This window comes from Lentilactobacillus farraginis DSM 18382 = JCM 14108 (assembly GCF_000583655.1).
In the GTDB taxonomy this organism is placed as follows: domain Bacteria; phylum Bacillota; class Bacilli; order Lactobacillales; family Lactobacillaceae; genus Lentilactobacillus; species Lentilactobacillus farraginis.
Window position 1 is genome coordinate 1 of record NZ_BAKI01000044.1, and the last position, 19,595, is coordinate 19,595.

At 43.1% G+C, this 19,595-nt stretch carries 14 protein-coding genes and 4 pseudogenes; 12 read left to right on the forward strand and 6 right to left on the reverse strand.

Annotated features, from left to right (window positions below; translation table 11 throughout):
- Positions 1 to 108 (forward strand): zinc ribbon domain-containing protein (locus JCM14108_RS14385; protein WP_152536944.1); only part of this gene is annotated, 108 nt, incomplete at its 5' end.
- 70 nt (positions 109 to 178) lie between these two features.
- On the opposite strand, the gene JCM14108_RS11575 is transcribed toward JCM14108_RS14385, so the two are convergent.
- On the reverse strand, positions 179 to 454 hold the full coding sequence (locus JCM14108_RS11575; protein ID WP_051996156.1) for a type II toxin-antitoxin system PemK/MazF family toxin: 276 nt from the start codon (positions 452 to 454) through the stop codon (positions 179 to 181).
- Entirely contained in the window at positions 429 to 659 is a 231-nt protein-coding gene (locus tag JCM14108_RS11580) for an AbrB/MazE/SpoVT family DNA-binding domain-containing protein (RefSeq protein WP_035181001.1), read from the reverse strand. Before JCM14108_RS11580 ends, JCM14108_RS11575 begins: the two co-directional genes overlap by 26 nt.
- A 313-nt stretch (positions 660 to 972) precedes the next feature.
- Between JCM14108_RS11580 and pyrF the strand changes: the two genes are divergently transcribed.
- From pyrF to JCM14108_RS11615, 7 genes and pseudogenes are all read left to right on the forward strand, one after another.
- Positions 973 to 1,692 (forward strand): orotidine-5'-phosphate decarboxylase, encoded by a 720-nt coding sequence (gene pyrF / locus JCM14108_RS11585; protein WP_035181003.1) that lies wholly within the window; start codon positions 973 to 975, stop codon positions 1,690 to 1,692.
- Entirely contained in the window at positions 1,682 to 2,335 is a 654-nt protein-coding gene (pyrE, locus tag JCM14108_RS11590) for an orotate phosphoribosyltransferase (RefSeq protein ID WP_035181004.1), read from the forward strand. Before pyrF ends, pyrE begins: the two co-directional genes overlap by 11 nt.
- Positions 2,322 to 3,268 (forward strand): annotated as a pseudogene (locus JCM14108_RS11595) (dihydroorotate oxidase). The gene pyrE and the pseudogene JCM14108_RS11595 overlap by 14 nt, the downstream one beginning before the upstream one ends.
- A 138-nt stretch (positions 3,269 to 3,406) precedes the next feature.
- Positions 3,407 to 5,933, forward strand: a pseudogene (locus JCM14108_RS11600) (excinuclease ABC subunit UvrA).
- A gap of 205 nt (positions 5,934 to 6,138) precedes the next feature.
- The gene (locus JCM14108_RS11605) at positions 6,139 to 7,110 is read left to right on the forward strand and encodes a type I phosphomannose isomerase catalytic subunit (protein ID WP_035181005.1); all 972 of its coding nucleotides are present in this window, start codon (positions 6,139 to 6,141) and stop codon (positions 7,108 to 7,110) included.
- A 310-nt stretch (positions 7,111 to 7,420) separates the two neighbouring features.
- The gene (locus JCM14108_RS11610; RefSeq protein ID WP_035181007.1) at positions 7,421 to 8,806 is read left to right on the forward strand and encodes a hypothetical protein; all 1,386 of its coding nucleotides are present in this window, start codon (positions 7,421 to 7,423) and stop codon (positions 8,804 to 8,806) included.
- 416 nt (positions 8,807 to 9,222) lie between these two features.
- Positions 9,223 to 10,308 (forward strand): Ldh family oxidoreductase, encoded by a 1,086-nt coding sequence (locus JCM14108_RS11615; RefSeq protein WP_035181008.1) that lies wholly within the window; start codon positions 9,223 to 9,225, stop codon positions 10,306 to 10,308.
- A 132-nt stretch (positions 10,309 to 10,440) separates the two neighbouring features.
- Here JCM14108_RS11615 and JCM14108_RS11620 read toward each other — a convergent pair whose 3' ends face one another.
- The 4 genes and pseudogenes from JCM14108_RS11620 to JCM14108_RS11635 all read right to left on the reverse strand — a co-directional run bounded on the left by JCM14108_RS11620 (position 10,441) and on the right by JCM14108_RS11635 (position 14,835).
- Positions 10,441 to 11,220, reverse strand: coding sequence for a sulfite exporter TauE/SafE family protein (locus JCM14108_RS11620; protein WP_035181010.1), 780 nt, complete (start codon positions 11,218 to 11,220; stop codon positions 10,441 to 10,443).
- A 102-nt stretch (positions 11,221 to 11,322) separates the two neighbouring features.
- Positions 11,323 to 12,515 (reverse strand): annotated as a pseudogene (locus JCM14108_RS11625) (MFS transporter).
- A 238-nt stretch (positions 12,516 to 12,753) separates the two neighbouring features.
- Positions 12,754 to 14,151, reverse strand: coding sequence for an amino acid permease (locus JCM14108_RS11630; protein WP_035181011.1), 1,398 nt, complete (start codon positions 14,149 to 14,151; stop codon positions 12,754 to 12,756).
- A gap of 234 nt (positions 14,152 to 14,385) precedes the next feature.
- Entirely contained in the window at positions 14,386 to 14,835 is a 450-nt protein-coding gene (locus tag JCM14108_RS11635) for an Lrp/AsnC family transcriptional regulator (protein ID WP_035181012.1), read from the reverse strand.
- Between the two features lie 212 nt (positions 14,836 to 15,047).
- On the opposite strand from JCM14108_RS11635, the pseudogene xylB reads away from it, so the two are divergent.
- From xylB to JCM14108_RS11655, 4 genes and pseudogenes are all read left to right on the forward strand, one after another.
- A pseudogene (gene xylB, locus JCM14108_RS11640) lies at positions 15,048 to 16,561 on the forward strand (xylulokinase).
- A gap of 281 nt (positions 16,562 to 16,842) precedes the next feature.
- A complete protein-coding gene (locus JCM14108_RS11645; RefSeq protein WP_035181013.1) occupies positions 16,843 to 18,066 on the forward strand; it encodes an MFS transporter in 1,224 nt (407 codons plus the stop codon).
- 342 nt (positions 18,067 to 18,408) lie between these two features.
- Positions 18,409 to 18,870 (forward strand): hypothetical protein, encoded by a 462-nt coding sequence (locus tag JCM14108_RS11650; protein ID WP_035181014.1) that lies wholly within the window; start codon positions 18,409 to 18,411, stop codon positions 18,868 to 18,870.
- 230 nt (positions 18,871 to 19,100) lie between these two features.
- Positions 19,101 to 19,562: a hypothetical protein gene (locus JCM14108_RS11655; RefSeq protein ID WP_035181015.1), complete on the forward strand. Its 462-nt coding sequence runs from the start codon at positions 19,101 to 19,103 to the stop codon at positions 19,560 to 19,562.
- The last annotated feature ends 33 nt before the right edge of the window (positions 19,563 to 19,595 follow it).

A 19,595-nucleotide genomic window follows, 5' to 3' on the forward strand; every position in this document is an offset into this window, starting at 1 on the left:
CTCTTAGTAATTCGGGAATGGACGTGTTCTGAGTGTCAGACCCATCACGATCGGGATATTAATGCGGCAGTTAATATCCTGAAGCGCGGATTAAAAGCTACTGGTTAGGGACTAGCATGGTAAAAGAGCGGGGTTCTGTAAGTTAGGTGTTCGGCATACCGATGTAACAGCCTAAATACTACTTCGTGTTCCCAGAAGCTCGGTCATTCATGGCCGAGTAGTTCACGTTGGTAATTTGAACTAGAAAGCCACTTTCACGTAAGGCATTATTGCTCGCGTGGATAATGGGAGAAATGACAACTAAACCTGTCAGCCGACTGTATCCTTCGTTGCTTAAAACGAGTGCCGGTCGACGTTTTCGAATTTCATGACCAACAGATGGATCAAAATCAATAGCAATTATATCTTGTTGGTTGGGAACATAATTGTTAATTTTGGGGGATCTCTTTGCCAATTAAAGATCCTCCGAATTCTTCGTTTTGTGTGAGGTTGTGTGATTTGATAAATGCTTCATCATGAAACGGGTTCTTGTGTTTTGGAACGTAAACAATTACACCATCTCTGCCCTGAAAGACATCGAATTCTTTGGCAATAGGTTTAATAGTATTAGGCACTGTTAGTGTATTGGAATTTCCAACTTTTTTAATTTTCACTGACATATGAAAGAACCTTCTTTCTATCCTGTATATATTAAAGCGCTTGGGAGGGCAATTAAATAAATTCAATATGGCACTAAATCGAAAGGTCCGATTCATTGACCAGCTTATTTTTCCTTAAAATCAACTTGAACTAAATCAGGTGACGTGATAAAGTAAATAACAAATAATAAAGCTTTAAATTGGTTCAGAGAGGCCAAAAGCGGACGACAAATTAAGCAAAGAGTCCGTGATTTTGCGAAAAATTCAATGTCTGACTACATTGAAGCGCATGATTAACGGGCTCTTTTTATGTAAAAAATGACGGAGGCTAACCATGAGAGGACCACTGATTGTATCACTTGATGTTGCGAACAGAGAAGGATTATTTAAAATTATTAATAAATTCCCTACCGGAGAAGATATGACCGTTAAAATCGGTATGGAATTGTTTTATGGCGAAGGGCCCGAAATTGTTCGCAGCTTGCTTAACAAAGGGTTTAAGGTGTTCTTGGATTTAAAATTACAGGACATTCCCAACACGGTTAAGATGGGCATGATGCAAATTGGCCGAATGGGTGTTACCTACACAACGGTACACGCGCTTGGTGGTTCGGAAATGATTGCGGCAGCCAAGGAAGGCCTTGAGCTTGGAAGTGAAGAAGCCGGTGTGCCAACTCCGAAGCTGTTAGCCGTCACCGAGTTAACGTCGATTACTGAAGACGCGCTGAAGAATGAACAGAATTGCCGATTAGACATGGTTGATCAAGTCGTTTCACTGGCTAAGCTGGCCAAACAATCCGGTGCCGATGGGGTTATTACTTCACCGCTTGAAGTTAGTTCCCTGAAAAAACAGGTTGGCGATGACTTCCTGTATGTCACGCCCGGTATTCGACCGGCCAACTTTCCTAAAGATGATCAATCAAGAACCGCAACACCCAAGCAGGCAGCAGCATATGGCAGTTCAGCTCTAGTTGTTGGTCGACCAATTATCCGGTCAAACGATCCGGTAGCCGCTTATCATAAAATGTTGGAGGAGTGGAATTATGCAAACTAATCAAATTATTCAATCATTAATCGACAACAAAATTGTCAGTATCAATTTAAACAAGCCTTTCCGTTATGCCAGTGGGATTCTCTCACCAATTTATACCGATTTTCGGCTCACCATTTCGATTCCGGAATTACGGGACATGATCGCTGATGGATTAGCTGAATTGATTCGGGGAAAATACCCGGAAGCAACGGTTATCGGTGGTGTTGCCACGGCCGGCATTCCCCACGCTGCGTGGGTGGCACAACGATTAAACCTGCCATTGATTTACGTTCGGGCTAAGCCAAAGGACCACGGTGCCGGTAAGCAGATTGAAGGCCGGATCACCAAAGATGACAAAGTTGTCCTGATTGATGATTTGATTTCAACTGGTGGCAGTGTTTTGGGGGCCGTCAGGGCTGTTCGAAACGAAGGCGTTAACGTGATCGGGGTTGCCTCCGTCTTTACGTACGGCTTGCCGGATGCCGACAGAAACTTTGCGGCTGCCAATACGACGCTTTATCCGCTTCTAAGTTACGCTGAATTAATTTCACAGGGTCATCAAGAAAACAAATTCTCCGATGAAGAATATGCACGGCTGTCAACTTGGCACAAAGCCCCTTGGGACTGGACGAAACGGGAGGAACAGGCAAATGCTGCAAAATAAAATTTCTTTAAAAGCCAACATTGGCAAGTACAGGTTTAACAACGTTCTTTTAAACGCTGCGGGAATTCGCTGTGCAACAACCGATGAACTGACCAAGATCCTGCATTCAACGGCGGGCGGCTGTGTCACAAAGAGTGCGACTCCCCAACCGCGTGAAGGAAATGAGAGCCCTCGTATGAAAGCTACGCCAATGGGGTGCATTAATTCAATGGGGCTTCCTAATCACGGCTTGGATTATTATTTGAAGTTTGCCGAAGAAAATCAGGACAAAAATGATAACCAAGTAATTTTGTCCATTGCCGGCCTGTCTGTTGATCAAAATCTGGAGATGCTTCATAAGATTCAGGATAGCTCGTTTACCGGTCTTACCGAATTAAACCTTTCCTGCCCAAATATTAAGGGTGAATCACAGATTGCCTATGATTTTGAAGCCGTACGGGACATTTTAACCAAGGCATTTAAGTTCTTTAAGAAAGATATTGGTATCAAATTGCCACCTTATTTTGATCTGCATCAATTTGACCAAATTGCGGCTGTCCTCAATGATTTTCCGATTGCCTATGTGAATTCAATCAACTCGATCGGCAATGGTTTGGTTGTAAATGCTGATACCGAATCCGTGGTTATCAAACCAAAGGGTGGCTTTGGTGGTTTGGGCGGTGACTATGTCAAGCGACTGCTTTAGCCAATGTCCGCGGACTGCGCTTGCGATTGAAACCGGAAATTGCTATTATCGGAACGGGCGGTATTAAGTCTGGCCGTGACGTTTTTGAGCATATCCTCTGTGGTGCCAACGTGGTTCAAATTGGCACCGCCTTTGGTTTCGATGGTGTCTCGATATTTGACCGAATTTCCAAAGAATTAAAGGAAATAATGGCTGAAAAGGGATACACCAGCTTGGATGATTTTAGAGGAAAGCTAAAGACATTGTAGTCTTATTCCAAGAAATAGAAATTTAAATCTTGTTTGCCATTAATAAAACCAAAATGCCCGTCGTTTATCGGCGAGCATTTTTTGTATAGTGAGTTTTGATTTATAATGAAGTCAAAACTTTCGAAAAGGGGCTTTCACATGGCAGATCAATCACAGCCAGAGCAGATTCAGGTGATTGGTGGAAATGTCAATAACTTGAAAAACATTTCAGTAAATATTCCATTGCATCAATTTGTCGCGATTTCCGGCCTATCGGGTTCGGGAAAGTCGTCGCTGGCAATGGGGATTCTTTATTCGGAAGGTGCCAGGCGGTATCTCGACGCGTTGGCAACCTATACCCGACGACGAATCAGTCAAGTAGGGCGGGCCGATGTGAAAGAAGTTCGTCATATTCCTTCTGCTTTGGCATTGCGGCAACGGCCAACGGTTCCAGGCGCCCGTTCGACGGTTGGGACGATGACAGAAATTTTTAACGTTTTACGGTTAATTTATTCCCGACTGGGATCGCCGGTTTGTCCCAACGGCCACCAAGTACCGCCGACAATCAAGATTGCCGAAGCAATGGACAAGGCTGGCTCAGAAATGGGGATGATTACCTGTCCGACTTGCGGGGTGCGCTTTATGGCATTCAGTGCCGAAGATTTTGCGTTTAATTCTGATGGTGCCTGTCAGAATTGTGAAGGCCTCGGCGTAACCAAACAGATTGATCCCGATACGCTGATTGGTGATGAAACCAAGACAATTCGTGAGGGAGCGGTTGCTGCTTGGCGAATTCCGGGCAGAAACTTTATGCCGATAGTAGCCCAAGCCGCGGGCGTGCGAATTGATGTGCCCTATAAGCAATTGTCCGATAAGGAAAAAGAAATTGTTTTGCATGGCAAGCAACAACAATTCGCCATTAATATCCCCAGTAAAAATGGCCGGGTTTTTCATATGGATCACGCACTTTACGAGAATGCTTATAATGCTATTGAAGATAGTATGGCAACGACAAAAAGCGAGATTGCTTTGAAACGCTTGAATCGATTTTATCGCTTCTTTACCTGTCCGGTCTGTCATGGTACGCGGATTAATCCCGACCGGCTTGGACAACTGGTTGCGGGCAAGAACATTGCCGAAGCTGGTCGGTTGCCATTGGGAAAGCTACCGGCCTTTGTTAAAGAAATCAAAGCCTGGTTACCAGCCAACATGCAGCTTTAGCCAATAATTTAACCGGTGAGTTGCTAAACCAGCTCCAGCCTTTGCTGGATCTCGGGCTTGACTATTTAACGATGGATCGCCCCGGCGCAACGTTGTCAACGGGTGAACTGCAGCGGATCCAGCTTGGCAGAACCTTGCGAACTCAGACAACCGGGGTACTCTATGTACTGGACGAACCTTCTGTTGGTCTGCATCCGGATAATGTTTCGGGACTAATTAAAATATTTCATCAGCTGGTAGCTCAGGGAAATTCCGTTGTGGTTGTTGATCATGAAACCTCAATTATTGATGCGGCGGATTGGATTATTGAAATCGGTCCCGGTTCGGGTGAACAGGGTGGCACGATTATTGACCAGGGAACACCGGATCAGATTAAAGCCAGTCATCAGTCTTTAATTGCACCGTTTCTGACGGGAAAAGGGCAGCTTTTAACCCGTCAAAAAGCGACAGGAAAAGTTTTCGCGGCCGGTGCTATTAAGCTGAAGGTCAATCACCGTTTTAATTTGAATCAAGTTGGTGTTAATTTCCCGATTAATCGATTGATCGCGGTTACCGGCTTTTCCGGGGCTGGTAAAACAACTTTGGTTTTAGATGGCTTGCTGACAGCATTTGAAGCTGACTTGAATCATCGAAGCCGGCCAAGCTATATTGATCAATTTGATCCCGGCCGAATCAGGCATATTGTGAGTGTTGACGCAACCCCGGTTGGCAAAAATGCCCGTTCAACGGTCGCAACTTATACAAATATTATGGATCATCTGAGAAAGTTATTTGCGTCCCTGCCGGCAGCCAAGCAAAAGCATTATACCCCGAGTTACTTTTCTTATAATAACAAGCAGGGTGGCTGTCCGACATGTGGTGGTACCGGCGAGATTTCATTGGACATTCAATATCTGCCGGATATGGTCGAAACTTGTCCAACCTGTGGCGGCAAGCGTTTTAATAAGCAGGTGCTTCAGGTGAAGTGGCATGGTTTATCAATTGCCGATGTTTTGGATTATGATGTTGATCAAGCGATTGAACTCTTTAAGAAAAATACCGCTATTGGTGCTACCTTGCGGGTCTTACAACAGATGGGACTTGGTTATCTTCATTTGGGCGAAGCGACGCGACCTTGTCCGGCGGGGAAGCCCAGCGGTTGAAGCTGACTTCCAACATGCGGCGAAGTCAGGATAACACACTGTTTGTTTTCGATGAGCCTTCTGTTGGTTTACACCCGTTGGACGTCCACGTCTTACTAAAGGTGTTTTCGCAATTAATTGATCAGGGTGCGACCGTTATAATGATCACGCATGACTTGGATTTGATGGCTAATTCAGATTACTTGATTGACATGGGCCCTCGGGGCGGTGATCAGGGAGGGCGGATTGTAGCTGAGGGCCGTCCACAAGAGTTAATTAAGCAGCCAACCAGTTTAACGACTAAATACCTGCAAAAGCATTTTGAAAATTATCAAAATAAGTGATTAAACGATTAAAAACTGCCGATTCTCAAAAATCAGAACCGGCAGTTTTTAGTAATCGGCGAGACAATGTCACCTCTCCAAATGGTTTGATTTGAGAAAATGAGAATGTTATAAGATCCGTGCACATTATCACAAATAGCGTTACAGTGTTATTGGAATCGGTTACACAAACGTTTTTAATCTTTTAAAAAGGGAGATTTGGGAAATGACGATTAATGTAAAAACCAAGCCTGCCCCACTGTTCCTGGGTGCGGTTCTGCATTCTAAAATTTGGGGTGGCGACCGGCTAAAAGATTATGGCTTTGATTTGCCAAGTGACCATACCGGCGAGGCCTGGTTGATCTCTGCTCATCCCCACGGATTGAGTACGATCACTAACGGGCGCTTTAAAGGTGCTACATTGGCGCAACTTTGGCAGGGAAACCCGGAACTTTTCGGCGGTCATGCTGCGGATGAAGCCTTTCCGCTGTTGGTCAAAATTCTGGATGCCAAGGAAAATCTATCTATTCAGGTGCATCCGGATGACGCGTATGCCCAGGCTCACGGCGAAAAATATGGTAAGGCGGAGAGCTGGTATATTTTATCGGCGACGCCAGGTGCTAAAATTTACTATGGTCATACGGCAAAAAGCCGTGAGGAGTTGCAAGCAGCTGTTAAAAGCGGTCAGCTTGAGACGGTTTTAAGAACCATTCCAGTTAAGGCTGGTGATTTTTTCTACAATCCGGCCGGCGTTTTGCATGCGTTAGGGAGTGGGATTGTCGCACTGGAAACACAGCAGAGTTCCGATATGACGTTCCGATTTTATGATTTTGATCGAATTGATCCTACTACCCATCAAAAACGCCAGCTGCAGATTTCAGATGCATTGGCGGTTACCAAGGTACCTCATAGAGATCCACATATCGTTCAGGCAACCCGCCAAACGGCTCACGGGATGGTTACAACATTGGTCAGCGCCCAGTATTTTACAGTAGAAAAATTAACAGTTAATGGACAACTAGCGTTAAATCAACCACATCATTACATGTTGCAGACGGTTGTTGACGGTCACGGTGAATTGATTGTGAATGGTGTTCACTATGCTGTTCAGAAGGGAATCTCGTATCTTCTACCGAATGATGTGACCAGTTATCGGCTGGCTGGCATGATGACGGTCATTGCGAGTTACGCAAAGTAGTTGGAATCTTATTAGGATTAAAGACATTAGGGAAGGCTGCCTAATAGCCAATTGAGGTTGTTAAGGCAGCTTTTTTGTAGTGCTTTTTTGACCCTTCGTAAATGGCTTTACCATTAGTTTAACGAATCAGGTGAATTTCTGCTGATTTATATAAATATACCAGATGGGATAACGACTAAGCATTAAACGATCAAATAAAAATAACAATTTCCGAATGCATTTCAGATGATAGTTTGTAATATAATAAGGAATAATATTGAATTAACTAGGCAACTATGTTGCCTGATTTATAGAAGAGGGTGTTTATATATTGGAATGGATTAAGCGGGTTGGGTTTTTAAGCGGATTAATGGCAATGATAATTTTTGTCGGTTTAATAGGGAATCGAGCTGATGCGGCGGTTTCGCCGTTAATTACAAATTTTCAGCCCAAGTTAAAAACCAGTCAAGTTATCACCAACTATACAGATAGCGATGGGAAACAACATCAGGAAGCTATTTCCCATCCAGGAATTACAATGAATGCTGAACAACTGGAAACAATGCAAAAAGAAGTTCGTTCGGGTAATGAGCCATGGGGAAAAGCCTTCGAGGCATATGCCAACGATACATTTGCTAGGAAAAATCCCCGGCTTTACTTTGAATCCGGTAACGATATCTTTATTCATATTTTGGGGCCGTGGCGATCTGGTAACTATTCCAATCCAAGTGGATACGTTGGTGATCGGGTTAATAAAGACGGCGCAACCATTTTTAAACAAACTATTATGTGGTATATCACTGGAGATTCTGTTTATCGTGCTAATGCGATGAATGCCATTCGAGAATATGAAAAGATTCAGTCTGCAGTTCCTGCTTATAATTTTAGATTTGCGACATTAACGTACTGGTTAGCTGCCTCTGCTGAGATTTTGAGGGCAACTGATTCTCCAAAAGCAGACTTAAACTGGACTCAAAGTGATACGGATAATTTAACTCGCGTCTTTAAAGTGCTTTCAGCAACGTATAATGATCACTCATATTGGATGAATCAACACCAATTTAATGTGATGGGTACGATGGGCAGAGCTTTGTTTACAAACAATTACCCGTTGTATGCTGAGGCTGTAGAAGCAACAACAGTTAACAATGAAGGAACTCATGGTGGTAATAACGGTTCAATTATGTATCAAATGCGGTTAATGACTAAGAATGATCAAACGGGTGAGTTGTTACCAGTATCAGCACAGCACGTCCAACTGATCGAAATGGGTCGTGACGTTGGTCATGCCTGGGACGATATAGGTGGTTTAAGCACACTTGCCCAAACAATTTATAGTCAGGGAACGAAAGTAGACCCGACAACTGGTGCAGTTTCTACAGCAACTAATGCTGTTAACCCGTTTAATTTTTTAAATGATCGATTGTTAGCAGGCACAACGTATATGATTCGTTACGAAAAAGGTGAAGATGTGATTTGGACACCAGCAGATAGTTCACGAGGTATTTATACTCAAATTAATCCTACAAGTCGAGGTCGGATTGATCCATTTTTAGGAATTCTATACAATTATTACAAGTACGATCAGAAGGTTAATATGAATGATAGTAGGTATCAACCTCTTACACAAGCTTATGAGGCACAGATGCCGGAAGGAACTTCGTTCGATTATCCGGCGGCAGGTACGTTGTTGTTTACTCGGAAATCAGCTGAATAGCTTTCGAGGTTGACAAATTTCGAGAACTGCATTAGCATTCTAATCAAGTTATCATCTATCGGCTGTGAAGAATAGAGTAGTTCAAACAAAAGTCATTCAATCAGAGAGTGTCATGAGGTGAGAGAGCACGGATGACGATGAACGAAAATGAGTTTGGAGCCATTGGCAGATGGAAGTTTGCAAATCGCCTGAAGCACGTTACGGCTTTAGTGGGTTTTTGTTGATGAAGCCCGCGTAGAGGTAATAGCAAATTCCTATTATGAAAAAAGGTGGCACCACGGAAAAATCGTCCTTTAAATTCCAAGTGAATTTAGAGGGCGTTTTTTCTTTGTTACATTACCGGTAGAATTAACGGATATCGTCTGAACTGACGGTGATGAAAGATATAGTGTCGAATTTGAAAGGAAGCGGTTTTCGTGCGGATTAGTTCGTTATCGGAAAAGGAATTTTTAGAAAAAGTTTTTGCGGCCCGGCAATTTTCAAAATCGGACGGCGCACTTTTGGCTGACACGTTGGTGGATGCCGATCTTCGCGGTATTTCGTCTCATGGTATTCAGCGGTTGGCTTGGTATACAAGTATGATCAAGGAGCATATTATTGAACCACAAAATAAGTTGAAGGTTATCAAAGAAACGCCAACTAGCTTGTTAATCGATGCCAACAAAAATATGGGACAAATTGCGACTGCTTTTGCGGAAAAACAGTTAATTAAAAAGACACAAAAACTAGGATTGTCGGTTGCTGTTATTCGCAATTCCAATCATTTCGGTACGGCCGGCTACTATGCCAGAATGGCGGCTAAACAAGGCCTGATCGGGATTGCGTTAACTAACACGAGACCACTGGTGGTCCCAACTAATGCGACTGAGGCCTTTCTGGGCTCTAATGCGTTTGCATTTACGTTTCCCGCTGAACCGCATCCGTTTGTTTTTGACGGGGCTACCTCGATTGTTTCCAGTGGGAAGATCCAAGTGCTTGCTAAAAACAATCAACCGATTCCTGGCGATTGGGCCGTTGACGATCATCGCCGGGTGATGCATGATGCTCAAAAAGTTGAAGATAATTTGGCCAAAGTGGCCTTTACCGAAAAACAGCCTGGTGGCGGTGTGCTGACACTTGGCGGGTTATTGCAGTCAAATTCAAACTATAAGGGGTTTGGCAATTCATTAGTGGTTGAGTTGCTGACAGGAATTTTGGCGCAAGGTTCGATTTCGGCTGATACCAATAAACCGGGCCATCATGATTTCAGCCAATTCCTGTTGACGATTAATCCGGAATTGTTTGGTAATCTGGACGATTTAAAGAAGTCTGCCGAGGAGATGTTTGACCGACTTCGTCACTTGAAGCATTTACCAGGTACTGAAATTATGATTCCGGGGGACCGCGAATATCGTCGTTATGCTGAAAACTTGAAGCAGGGAGTTGTGATTGACGATAAAACAGCCGCTGAATTAAAGACGATCGGCGAAGAATTAGCAATCCCCGTTCCAGAAGCGATTTAATAGCGGTCATTGATTTTTGATTTATATTTAAAAAACGCCTCGGACTGTAAGACCGTTTTGCCGGTCGACGTACGAGGCGTTTTATGTAGTGTCAAAAATTGACTTTGAAATCAATTTAAGCTGATTGATCAATTAAAAGTAGGCGGTAACGAATAGGTAAGCAGCTAGACCAAACGCTGCCAATGAAATAAGTGCTCTTAACAAATGGATATTGGCATGGCGGACAATAATTGGTCCGGTGTAGCCACCGATCAGTAGTCCCAATCCCAGTGGAATAACCAGCAGCCAGTCGATCCGGGATTTTAAAATAAAAATCACGGTCGCAATCAGGTTGCCGGCAAACGCGATCACGTTTTTCATAGCGTTAACTACGGCAAAGCGGTCATCGGTAATGACGGACAAAATTGCCAGAAAGATAACCCCGCCGGCTGCACCAAAGTAACCGGTATAGGCACCCACTAACACGATGCCGATCAGGCTGATTAAAGAAACCCACCATTTCTTTTGGGGAGAGGCGTGCACTTCTTTTAATTTAGCGGTTGAAACGTCCTTTTTGCGACCGGATAGGAATAGCAGAATACCAGCAAATAAAATAAAAAATGGCACGACTTTTTCAAATGATGAAGCCGGTGCGACCAGTAGTAAAATACTGCCGCCGATACTACCAACGAGTGATAATAACACAAAAAGCATTAACTTGTGCCAATGCCCACGAAGTTCCTTTAGCGAGGAAGCGGTGGCCCCAATTCCGGAAAAAATCAGTGCGGTGGTATTGGTAACGTTGGCAATGACGGGCGGTAGGCCAACTGCCAGAAGCGCTGGGTAGGAAACCAGCGAGGCCAAGCCGGCGACAGAAGCTAGCAGACCGGCTGCAAAGCCGGCAGCGATAAGAAATACGAATGTGAAAATCACGGTGACAAACAGCTCCTTTCAAATTTTAGATACTTCTAATATACTACCTTTTAGGCAATAATTAGAATGTTTTTCATGATATTAAAGAGGGGCCGTTTTTAATTATTTAAGCACTTGGGAAATTGAAGCGGCTTTGGCTTTAAGTGCTTTATTCAGTAGGTAGAGAAATCCCAGCGAAATAGCAGCGTATCCGGCAGCCCCCAAGCTGATTCTGTCGAGGCCGATGACACTCACCAATGATGAAGCTGTAGCGGATCCTAATGAAATACCGAAATTAAAGAAAATTGAATTTAGGGATGATGCCAACACTAGTGATTGTGGATAATCCGTTTCAGCGATGTTCAGGAAATGTAGTTGAATTGGTGAATTCAGGACAGTTACGATTAAGGTTAGAATTAGGATGATTGCCATACCGGAAAACTTGTTAAGCAGCCCCACCGGCAATAGTAGCAGCATTGCAATGTCGACAATATAAAACTTGGGCAGCCTCTTTAAACTATTTGGCTTTTCGGCGATAACGCCCGATAAGCGGTTACTGAGAATGCTCATAATGCCGATAATAAACAGCAGCCAGTTTAGACTGGTAATGCTAAAGCCCATGGCAACTGTCAACAGTGGTCGAATGTATGTGTAATAGGCGTACATGGTCGCGGCCGTAAAAAGAACCAGGGCAATGCCAAAATAAATTCTGGGGTCCAGTAGTAACGTCAGCTGATTTTTGATCGAACTTTGAGTTTGTTTGACGTTCTTTGGTAGAAGGAAAACAAGCAGGATAAAGGTCAAGATAGTGATAATCGAAATGCCGAAAAAGGTGTATCGCCAATTGTAACTGGTACTGATGGCAACACCAATTGGTACGCCGAAAACCGAAGCAATACTGAAACCGGCAAAGATCCACGAAACCAGGCTGGCCCGCTTATCACGCGGGGCAATCGTACTGGCAAAGGTCATAATTAGTGAAATGATGGAACCGGCAGTTGTTGCGTGATGATTCTGGAGATGACCATAAACAGGTAGCTGGTTGAAAGGCCACTCAATGTATTGCCGATCAGAAAAATTAACATGAGTGTCAACAAGGTTTTATAACGACTGAACCGGCTTGTTAAAACTGTAATGAACGGGGTACTCACCGCATAAACCGTCGCAAAAATGGTTACCAAGTAACCCATAATGGAAATTGGGACTTGGAACTGTTTTGAGAGGTCGGATAAGATCCCGACAACGATAAATTCATTGCATCCCAGCATGAATGCAACCAACACAAAAACGACAGATTGTAATTTGAATTTGCTCACGGCAATTTCCCCCTCTATGTCCAATAATTGACGGTTCTCTAAAAGCGCACCTTATACAGATTATCAGAAAAATCGCAATATGGAAAGATTATTTTTAAAATATTCTTAAGTGATGATTTTAGAAAATCAAATTAAAAGTAGCATCTGAAAATCTCCCGAAAGTTAAAATATGGTTTTAACATCGGGAGATTTTTAGAATTTGATAGCGTTAATTGAAACGGGGGGCAATTAATCAAGCTTAATTATTGGCATCGGCAGAAACCATGCTTCGTTGATGGAAGTAAGTAATGCCGCCGAAAACAACTGTCCAAACAATTGCACCAATAGCACCGATAATATCTTGTGGAATAAAGAAGAGAGTAATGAAGATAAAGGCGAAAAAGGCAATTGTCAGCGGGCTGGTTACTTTGTACCAGGGCATCTTAAATCCGTTTGGTAAAAAGTCACTGGATTCACGATATTTCCTGTGGGCGAGCATTGCCAATGCATAAACAATAATGTACATATCGTTTGATGAACCGGCTACGATTGTGAAGACAGCGCTGGTACCGTTTGTTAAGCTCATCAATGGCGTGATCAATAATAATAGTGCTGATACTTTAATTGCGGCTGCCGGGACACCGTTTTTGGAAATCGTTGCGAAGTGCTGATGCAGCCAAGAGTCGCTTGGCAATTCATCGGCTATTTGATAGAAGTGACGGCCAGCAGAAAAGATGAAACTGTTCAGTGAAGATGAAGCAGATGTTAAAACGACAAAGTTAATGAAAGCCGCGGCAGCCGGCAATCCTGCCAGCTTAAAGACTTGAACAAACGGGCTGCTTTGGGGAGTTAGATGGGTCCAAGGGATGATTCCCATAATAACAATCATTGCGCCAAAGTAGAAAATCAAAATTTTAAGTAAGGTTTCGTTAACCGCTTTTTTGATAATTCGGTGAGGGGTGGTTGATTCGCCAATCGTAATGCTGACAAATTCAATTCCCAGAAAGGCAAAGAAAGCCATTGGAAATGCTGAAATAAAGCTGAGACCACCGTGTGGAAACATACTGAAATTGTGAAAAATATTCTGAAACGAAGCGTGTCCCAGTGGGGTAACCGAATGGCTGGTCATCATAAAAATTCCAGTAACAATCAGTGCCAAGATTGCTAGAATCTTGATTAACGCAAACCAGAATTCGGCTTCACCAAATATTTTGGCGGCAATTAAATTAACGGAGGCCAGCGTTCCTAAGAAGACCAGTTGAATGATCCATGCTGGTATGGTTGGGAACCAGAATTGAACGTAGGTTGAGATAGCGGAAAGCTCTGCCATCCCACAGAAAGTTAGTCCCAGCCAATAAGTCCAACCGGTAAAGCGGCCGGCCGCGGGACCTAAATAACGAGTAATAAAGGCTACAAATGTATGTTGTGATGGGTCGGAATAAAGCATTTCACCGATTGCCCGCATCATTAAAAAGAAAAAGAAACCTAATACTAAGTAAACTAATAGAATTGACGGTCCGGTTTTGCTGATGGTGGTCCCGGAACCCAGAAATAATCCGGTTCCGATTGTCCCACCAATGGCAATCATCTGGACGTTCCGGTTGCTTAGAGAGCGCATGGTACCGTCCGCATTTTTAGTAATATGCGACTTATTCATGAAAAAACTTCCTCCTCGATTAGATATGAATTATTCAGTTGAATTAGAGGCCCTCTAATTAATCTGCAATTATCCTAACATGAGAATGTCCAAAAACTACTATTTTCAGCAAAAGTTTTCAGATGATTTTGTTTTTTCAGAAAATTTTTAATAAAAATAAGGCAGAAGGGGAAAGTTGCCTATGAAAATAAAAGGTGTGCGGAGCAAAACGGGTAACACCCGGAGTATAAGATGTCAATCCGATTTCTTCTCAGGTAATTTTAAAGGTCGTGGCCCAACATTGGTCGTGAAAGCAACGTTGGTGTGGGTATTGCCGAACTCTTTTAATGAAGCATTAAATTGATTGAGTTCTGTCATAGTCTTATAGAAAACCTTTAGTTGAACTGAGGCATCCCCAGTGATAAAGTTGCATTCAACCACGTTTGGAACTTTTGAGACGAATTTAACGAATTTAGGTAGCTCTTTATAACTGACATCAATTCGGACAAATGCTTTGATTAAGTAACCCAATTTTTCGTAATTAACATTTGCTGTATAACCAGTGATAAATCCGTGGTTTTCAAGGTTCTGTAGTCGAACGGATGCCGATGGCGCGGAAATGAAGCATTTCTCGGCAATACTTTTAATTGAGGCTCGGCCATCTTGCTGCACAATATTTAAGATTTTTCGATCAAGTTTATCCATTGGAAAGTGTCTCTTTTCTAAATTTAAATAATAATTGAATTGATTTTATCATATCATCTTATCCGCATTTTGCCGACCAAGAGACTATTGGTGAATATAGAAGATCAAGTTAATTATTGAAGAATTTTCACCGGGAAAATCGCCCATTGACTGTTTATAATGAAAAGAAATGAAACTTATTTCCAAATTTATCATACGAGGAGGAATCACGGATGACGGACTGTGTTTTGGGCGTGGACTTAGGTACCAGCTCAGTAAAAGTTTCTGCGGTTGCAAAAGATGGGACAATTATTGCCCAGGAGGGGATGGCTTTCCCGTTACGCCAACCACAGCCGGGGTATGCCGAACAGGATCCCGAGGATTGGGTTAGTGCTACTACGGTGGCGATTGTTCGATTGATCCTAACCGATAAATTAAAACCGGCGGACATTAAAGGGATTAGCTATTCCGGCCAAATGCATGGACTCGTGCTTTTAGATAAGGATAACCAGGTTTTGCGACCGGCCATGCTGTGGAACGACACCCGTTCAACCAAACAGCGGGAGGAAATCATGGCTAAAATGGGGCAGCGGTTTATTAAAATTACCCACAATCAGCCACTGGAAGGCTTTACGCTGCCCAAGCTGCTTTGGGTGAAGGAAAATGAACCGGAAATTTTCGCTCAGGCCCACACCATGCTGCTGCCAAAAGATTACCTGCGTTTTCGAATGACCGGCAAATTAGCAGTGGATTATTCGGACGCCACCGGGACAGTCATGCTGGACGTGGAAAAACAGCGGTGGAGCCAGGAAATCCTGCAGACGTTTGAGATTCCAGCGAGCCTCTGCCCGCCGTTGGTTCGTTCAATCGATGATACCGGCAATATCGATGATTGGTATGCTGAATATTCTGGTTTATCGCCGGCCACCCGGACATTTGCCGGTGGTGCCGATAATGCCTGTGGCGCGGTTGGAGCCGGAATTGACAATCCAACCAAAGTTCTATCCAGTATTGGCACTTCGGGCGTTGTTTTAAAGTATGAACCGGATAAAACGACTAATTATGACGGTGTCCTGCAGTACGAGGATCACGCCATTCCCGATGCTTTCTATTCAATGGGGGTAACTTTGGCTGCTGGTTATTCACTTAGCTGGTTTAAGAAAACCTTTGCGGCTGATGAAGATTTTACGTCAGTAGTGGAAAGCGCAGGACAATCAACGGTTGGGGCCAATGGGTTGTTGTTTGCCCCTTACATTGTTGGTGAACGGGCACCGTATGCAGATGCCGATATTCGGGGCAGTTTTATCGGCATTGACGGTATCCATCAACGGACGGATTTTGTCCGAGCAGTGCTGGAAGGGATTATTTTTTCGTTCCGGGATTTGATGGCTGAATACGAAGCCAAGGGCAGTCATTTTGAAACGGTGGTTTCCATTGGCGGTGGTGCCAAGAGCCCGCTGTGGCAGCAGATTCAAGCAATATTTTCAATACCCGGGTGGTTTCCTTAAAAAATGAACAGGGTCCCGGCTTGGGGGCCGCAATGTTGGCAGCGGTGGGCTTAGGCTGGTACCGGAGCATTGCTGATTGTACGAAGGTATTTGTTCAGTTCAAGGACGTTTTTCTGCCGCAGCCGGCTAATGTGAAGCGGTATCAAAAGCTCCATGAAATTTATAAACAAATTTATCCAAGTACCAAAGAAATTACGCACGAATTGGTGGCTTATCGACGAGAGAATCAGGAAAAGTGATGCTATCGTTTAAATATTAAAAACCGCGCCGTATGAGGGTGTTAACCGTTTAGCTTCGCACACTGGTTGAGGACTGCTACGCAAAGCAATACCACTCCATATAAGGGATCAATCTTAAAAATCCAGGCCCGAGATTTTCCAAATCGACGTCTTATATTCCGAGTGCTAGTCGTTTAGCTCCGCACACTAAAATAAAATTGCGACATACAACTATTATCGTTATAATATTGCTTGTGTAATTAATTCGAATACGACAATAGTTAGGATCTTGATAAAAAATTATGGCAAACTCAAAAACACCACAATGGAAGAAAAATTTATGGGCACTTTGGTTCGGAAATTTTGCGACGGGGGCCGGCGCCAGCATGGCGTTACCCTTTTTACCGTTGTTTATTACGGAACTCGGTGATTTTCCCAAATGGGAGTTAACCTTATATTCCGGGTTGGCTTTTTCAAGCGTATTTCTCAGCCAGGCGATTGTTTCGCCAATGTGGGGGAACTTAGCCGATCGGACCGGTCGTAAACCGATGTTGCTTCGAGCTTCAATTGGCATGACGATTAGCGCAACACTCTGTGGTTTAGCAACTAACGTCTGGGTATTAATCCTGATTCGGTTAATCCAGGGGACTTTTTCCGGTTACATTAATAATGCTTATGCGTTAATGGCCAGTGAGGTTCCTCAAGAAGAGAGCGGGCATACAATGGGAACGTTAACCACCGGAAATGTCGGTGGTAACTTGATTGGACCGATTATCGGTGGTTACTTATCCGGCGTTTTTGGATATCGGCTACCTTTCTATATATTTGGGTTCATGATGTTTCTTGCGGCACTATCAACCTGGCTGTTTGTTAAAGAGGACTTTAAGCCGGTAAAGAAAAGTGCCAAATTGGGAATTAAAGATGCGTTTGCCGGCATTCAGAAAAAGTGGATTGTTTCAGCGATGATTATTTCTTCAATGCTTATTATGGCGGCTACTATGTCGATTAATCCGATTATTAGTTTATTTGTTAAAGAGCTGATGCATAATCATGGTAATATTGCGTTTGCCAGTGGTGTGATCGCAGCACTTCCCGGAATTGCGACGATTTTAACGGCGCCAACGCTTGGTAAGCTGGGGGATCATATCGGTCCTGAAAAAATTTTGTTAGCCGGTCTTGTTTTTTCGGCCGTTGTTTTCTTCCCAATGACCTTTGTGACAACTGTTCTGGTACTGGGAATTTTAAGATTCTTAATCGGGATTGCCAACGCGGCGTTGATGCCAATTACTCAAACGGTGATGACGCTGGAAACGCCGGCGAGTTCTGTAAGTCGGATCTTTAGTTATAATCAGTCGGCTCAGGCGGTCGGTGCGGTTATTGGGCCAATGATGGCCTCGGGAGTTGCCGGTATTTTGGATTATCGGTATGTTTTCTTAATGACAACGCTGCTGGTACTGATTAATTTGGTAATTGTGTTAATTGCCTATCGAAAGGATCGCGGTGAACGAACGGGATTGCCTGAATAACATATGCAAAAGTTGAGATTGGTAATAGTAAAAATCAATGCCAATCTCAACTTTTTTGTCTCAAAAATCATTATCTTAACAATTTCTTAATAAATATGATTAGTACGGTTCTTAACCAAATGATGTCGTTTTCATGAAAACGGTGTCGGTAAAAAGCTTTAAAATAAGATAGCCGAACCCCTGAAATGATTGTATAATCAGTTAAAAATTGAAGAACTGGGAAGCTGATATTCAGACGATTTATTGAAAATCAACTGTTCCTTTTCAGAGATTGAAATTAAATTCGTCAGTTCTTTTAAGAGAGAAAACTGAGAATGATTGGTTTGGGAGGCTAACTTACATATGACACTATTTTTGAAAATTACGGATTTCCTGTTGTTGTATTTATTGATTGCATTGTGGGTTGGAGATTTCTTCTCAATGAAGATGCAGGGGAAGTCATCCCAATACGTTTCCAAGTTATTAAGGAACGATGCGCAGCCGTTAAAAATTGCGATTGAAGATCCGGCTCACATGTCTGAAAAGACGCGATTACTTATTTCGAAGAAGTTAAAATCGATTAATCGGTGGTTTTGGTTAGCCAATAAAAACGTGGTGATGATTGTTATTCTGGCCCTGCAGCAGTGGTTGGTTATCACCGCTAAACAAAATTGGGGCTTGGTTGCCATTGAGTTGACGATGTTGGTAATCTGTGGCGCTATTTTAGCGGCTGATTTAAGGATTAACCATATTCGGGTTCAATTGGAAAAAGCATTAAAGCCTTATGAGGATCGTTTATGGTTTGAATATCAGCTTCGCAGTTAATCTTTGAATATAAAAAAGGTGGTCAACCGGATAATAGCGGTTGGCCGCCTTTTTGACTAGTACAAGTTTATAGGCATTATTTTACACATTTAACGAAGATGGTTGTATAATTTTGGCACAAATGATTAAAAGAATTTTAACCAACGCATTGGGGGATGTTGCTGGAAAGGTTGGTTCCGGAGAAGTAAGTGAACACAACCGCGTAATTGAGCAGAACTGGAGGGATTATTATGACTAATTTCTTGAAATTAACCGACTTCTTGTTAATTTATCTATTGATTGCGCTTTGGATCGGTGACTTTTTCTCTATGAGAAGGGTCGGAAAGGTCTCTGCCTATATTTCTGAATTATTAAAAAAGGATGCCGAGGGACTCCAAATTGCGCTTGAGGAACCCGCTAACTTTACAGAAGGACTTCAAAAATTAGTTACTAAGAAAGTTCGTGCCATTCACCGTTGGTATTGGTTGGCCAATAAAACGCTGGCTATGATTGGTATTTTGGCTTTGCAACAATGGTTGGTAATGACTGCCAAGCAAAATTGGGGTCTCATCGTATTGGAAGTTATCATGCTGGTTATTTGTGGGATTATTTTAGCTGCAGATTTCCGGGTTAACATCGTTAGAAGCCAACTGGAAAAAGCACTTAAACCATATGAGGATCGGCTCTGGTTTGAATATAAACTTAGAAGTTAATTGGCGAGAAAGTGGGTTGAAGCTGTTGAACAG

What these genes read in the sequence shown, in the direction of transcription:
- JCM14108_RS11580 (WP_035181001.1), bottom strand. Translation starts at nt 659, where the DNA reads ATGTCAGTGAAAATTAAAAAAGTTGGAAATTCCAATACACTAACAGTG.
- pyrF (WP_035181003.1), top strand. Translation starts at nt 973, where the DNA reads ATGAGAGGACCACTGATTGTATCACTTGATGTTGCGAACAGAGAAGGA.
- pyrE (WP_035181004.1), top strand. Translation starts at nt 1,682, where the DNA reads ATGCAAACTAATCAAATTATTCAATCATTAATCGACAACAAAATTGTC.
- JCM14108_RS11605 (WP_035181005.1), top strand. Translation starts at nt 6,139, where the DNA reads ATGACGATTAATGTAAAAACCAAGCCTGCCCCACTGTTCCTGGGTGCG.
- JCM14108_RS11630 (WP_035181011.1), bottom strand. Translation starts at nt 14,151, where the DNA reads ATGAATAAGTCGCATATTACTAAAAATGCGGACGGTACCATGCGCTCT.
- JCM14108_RS11635 (WP_035181012.1), bottom strand. Translation starts at nt 14,835, where the DNA reads ATGGATAAACTTGATCGAAAAATCTTAAATATTGTGCAGCAAGATGGC.
- JCM14108_RS11645 (WP_035181013.1), top strand. Translation starts at nt 16,843, where the DNA reads ATGGCAAACTCAAAAACACCACAATGGAAGAAAAATTTATGGGCACTT.
- JCM14108_RS11650 (WP_035181014.1), top strand. Translation starts at nt 18,409, where the DNA reads ATGACACTATTTTTGAAAATTACGGATTTCCTGTTGTTGTATTTATTG.
- JCM14108_RS11655 (WP_035181015.1), top strand. Translation starts at nt 19,101, where the DNA reads ATGACTAATTTCTTGAAATTAACCGACTTCTTGTTAATTTATCTATTG.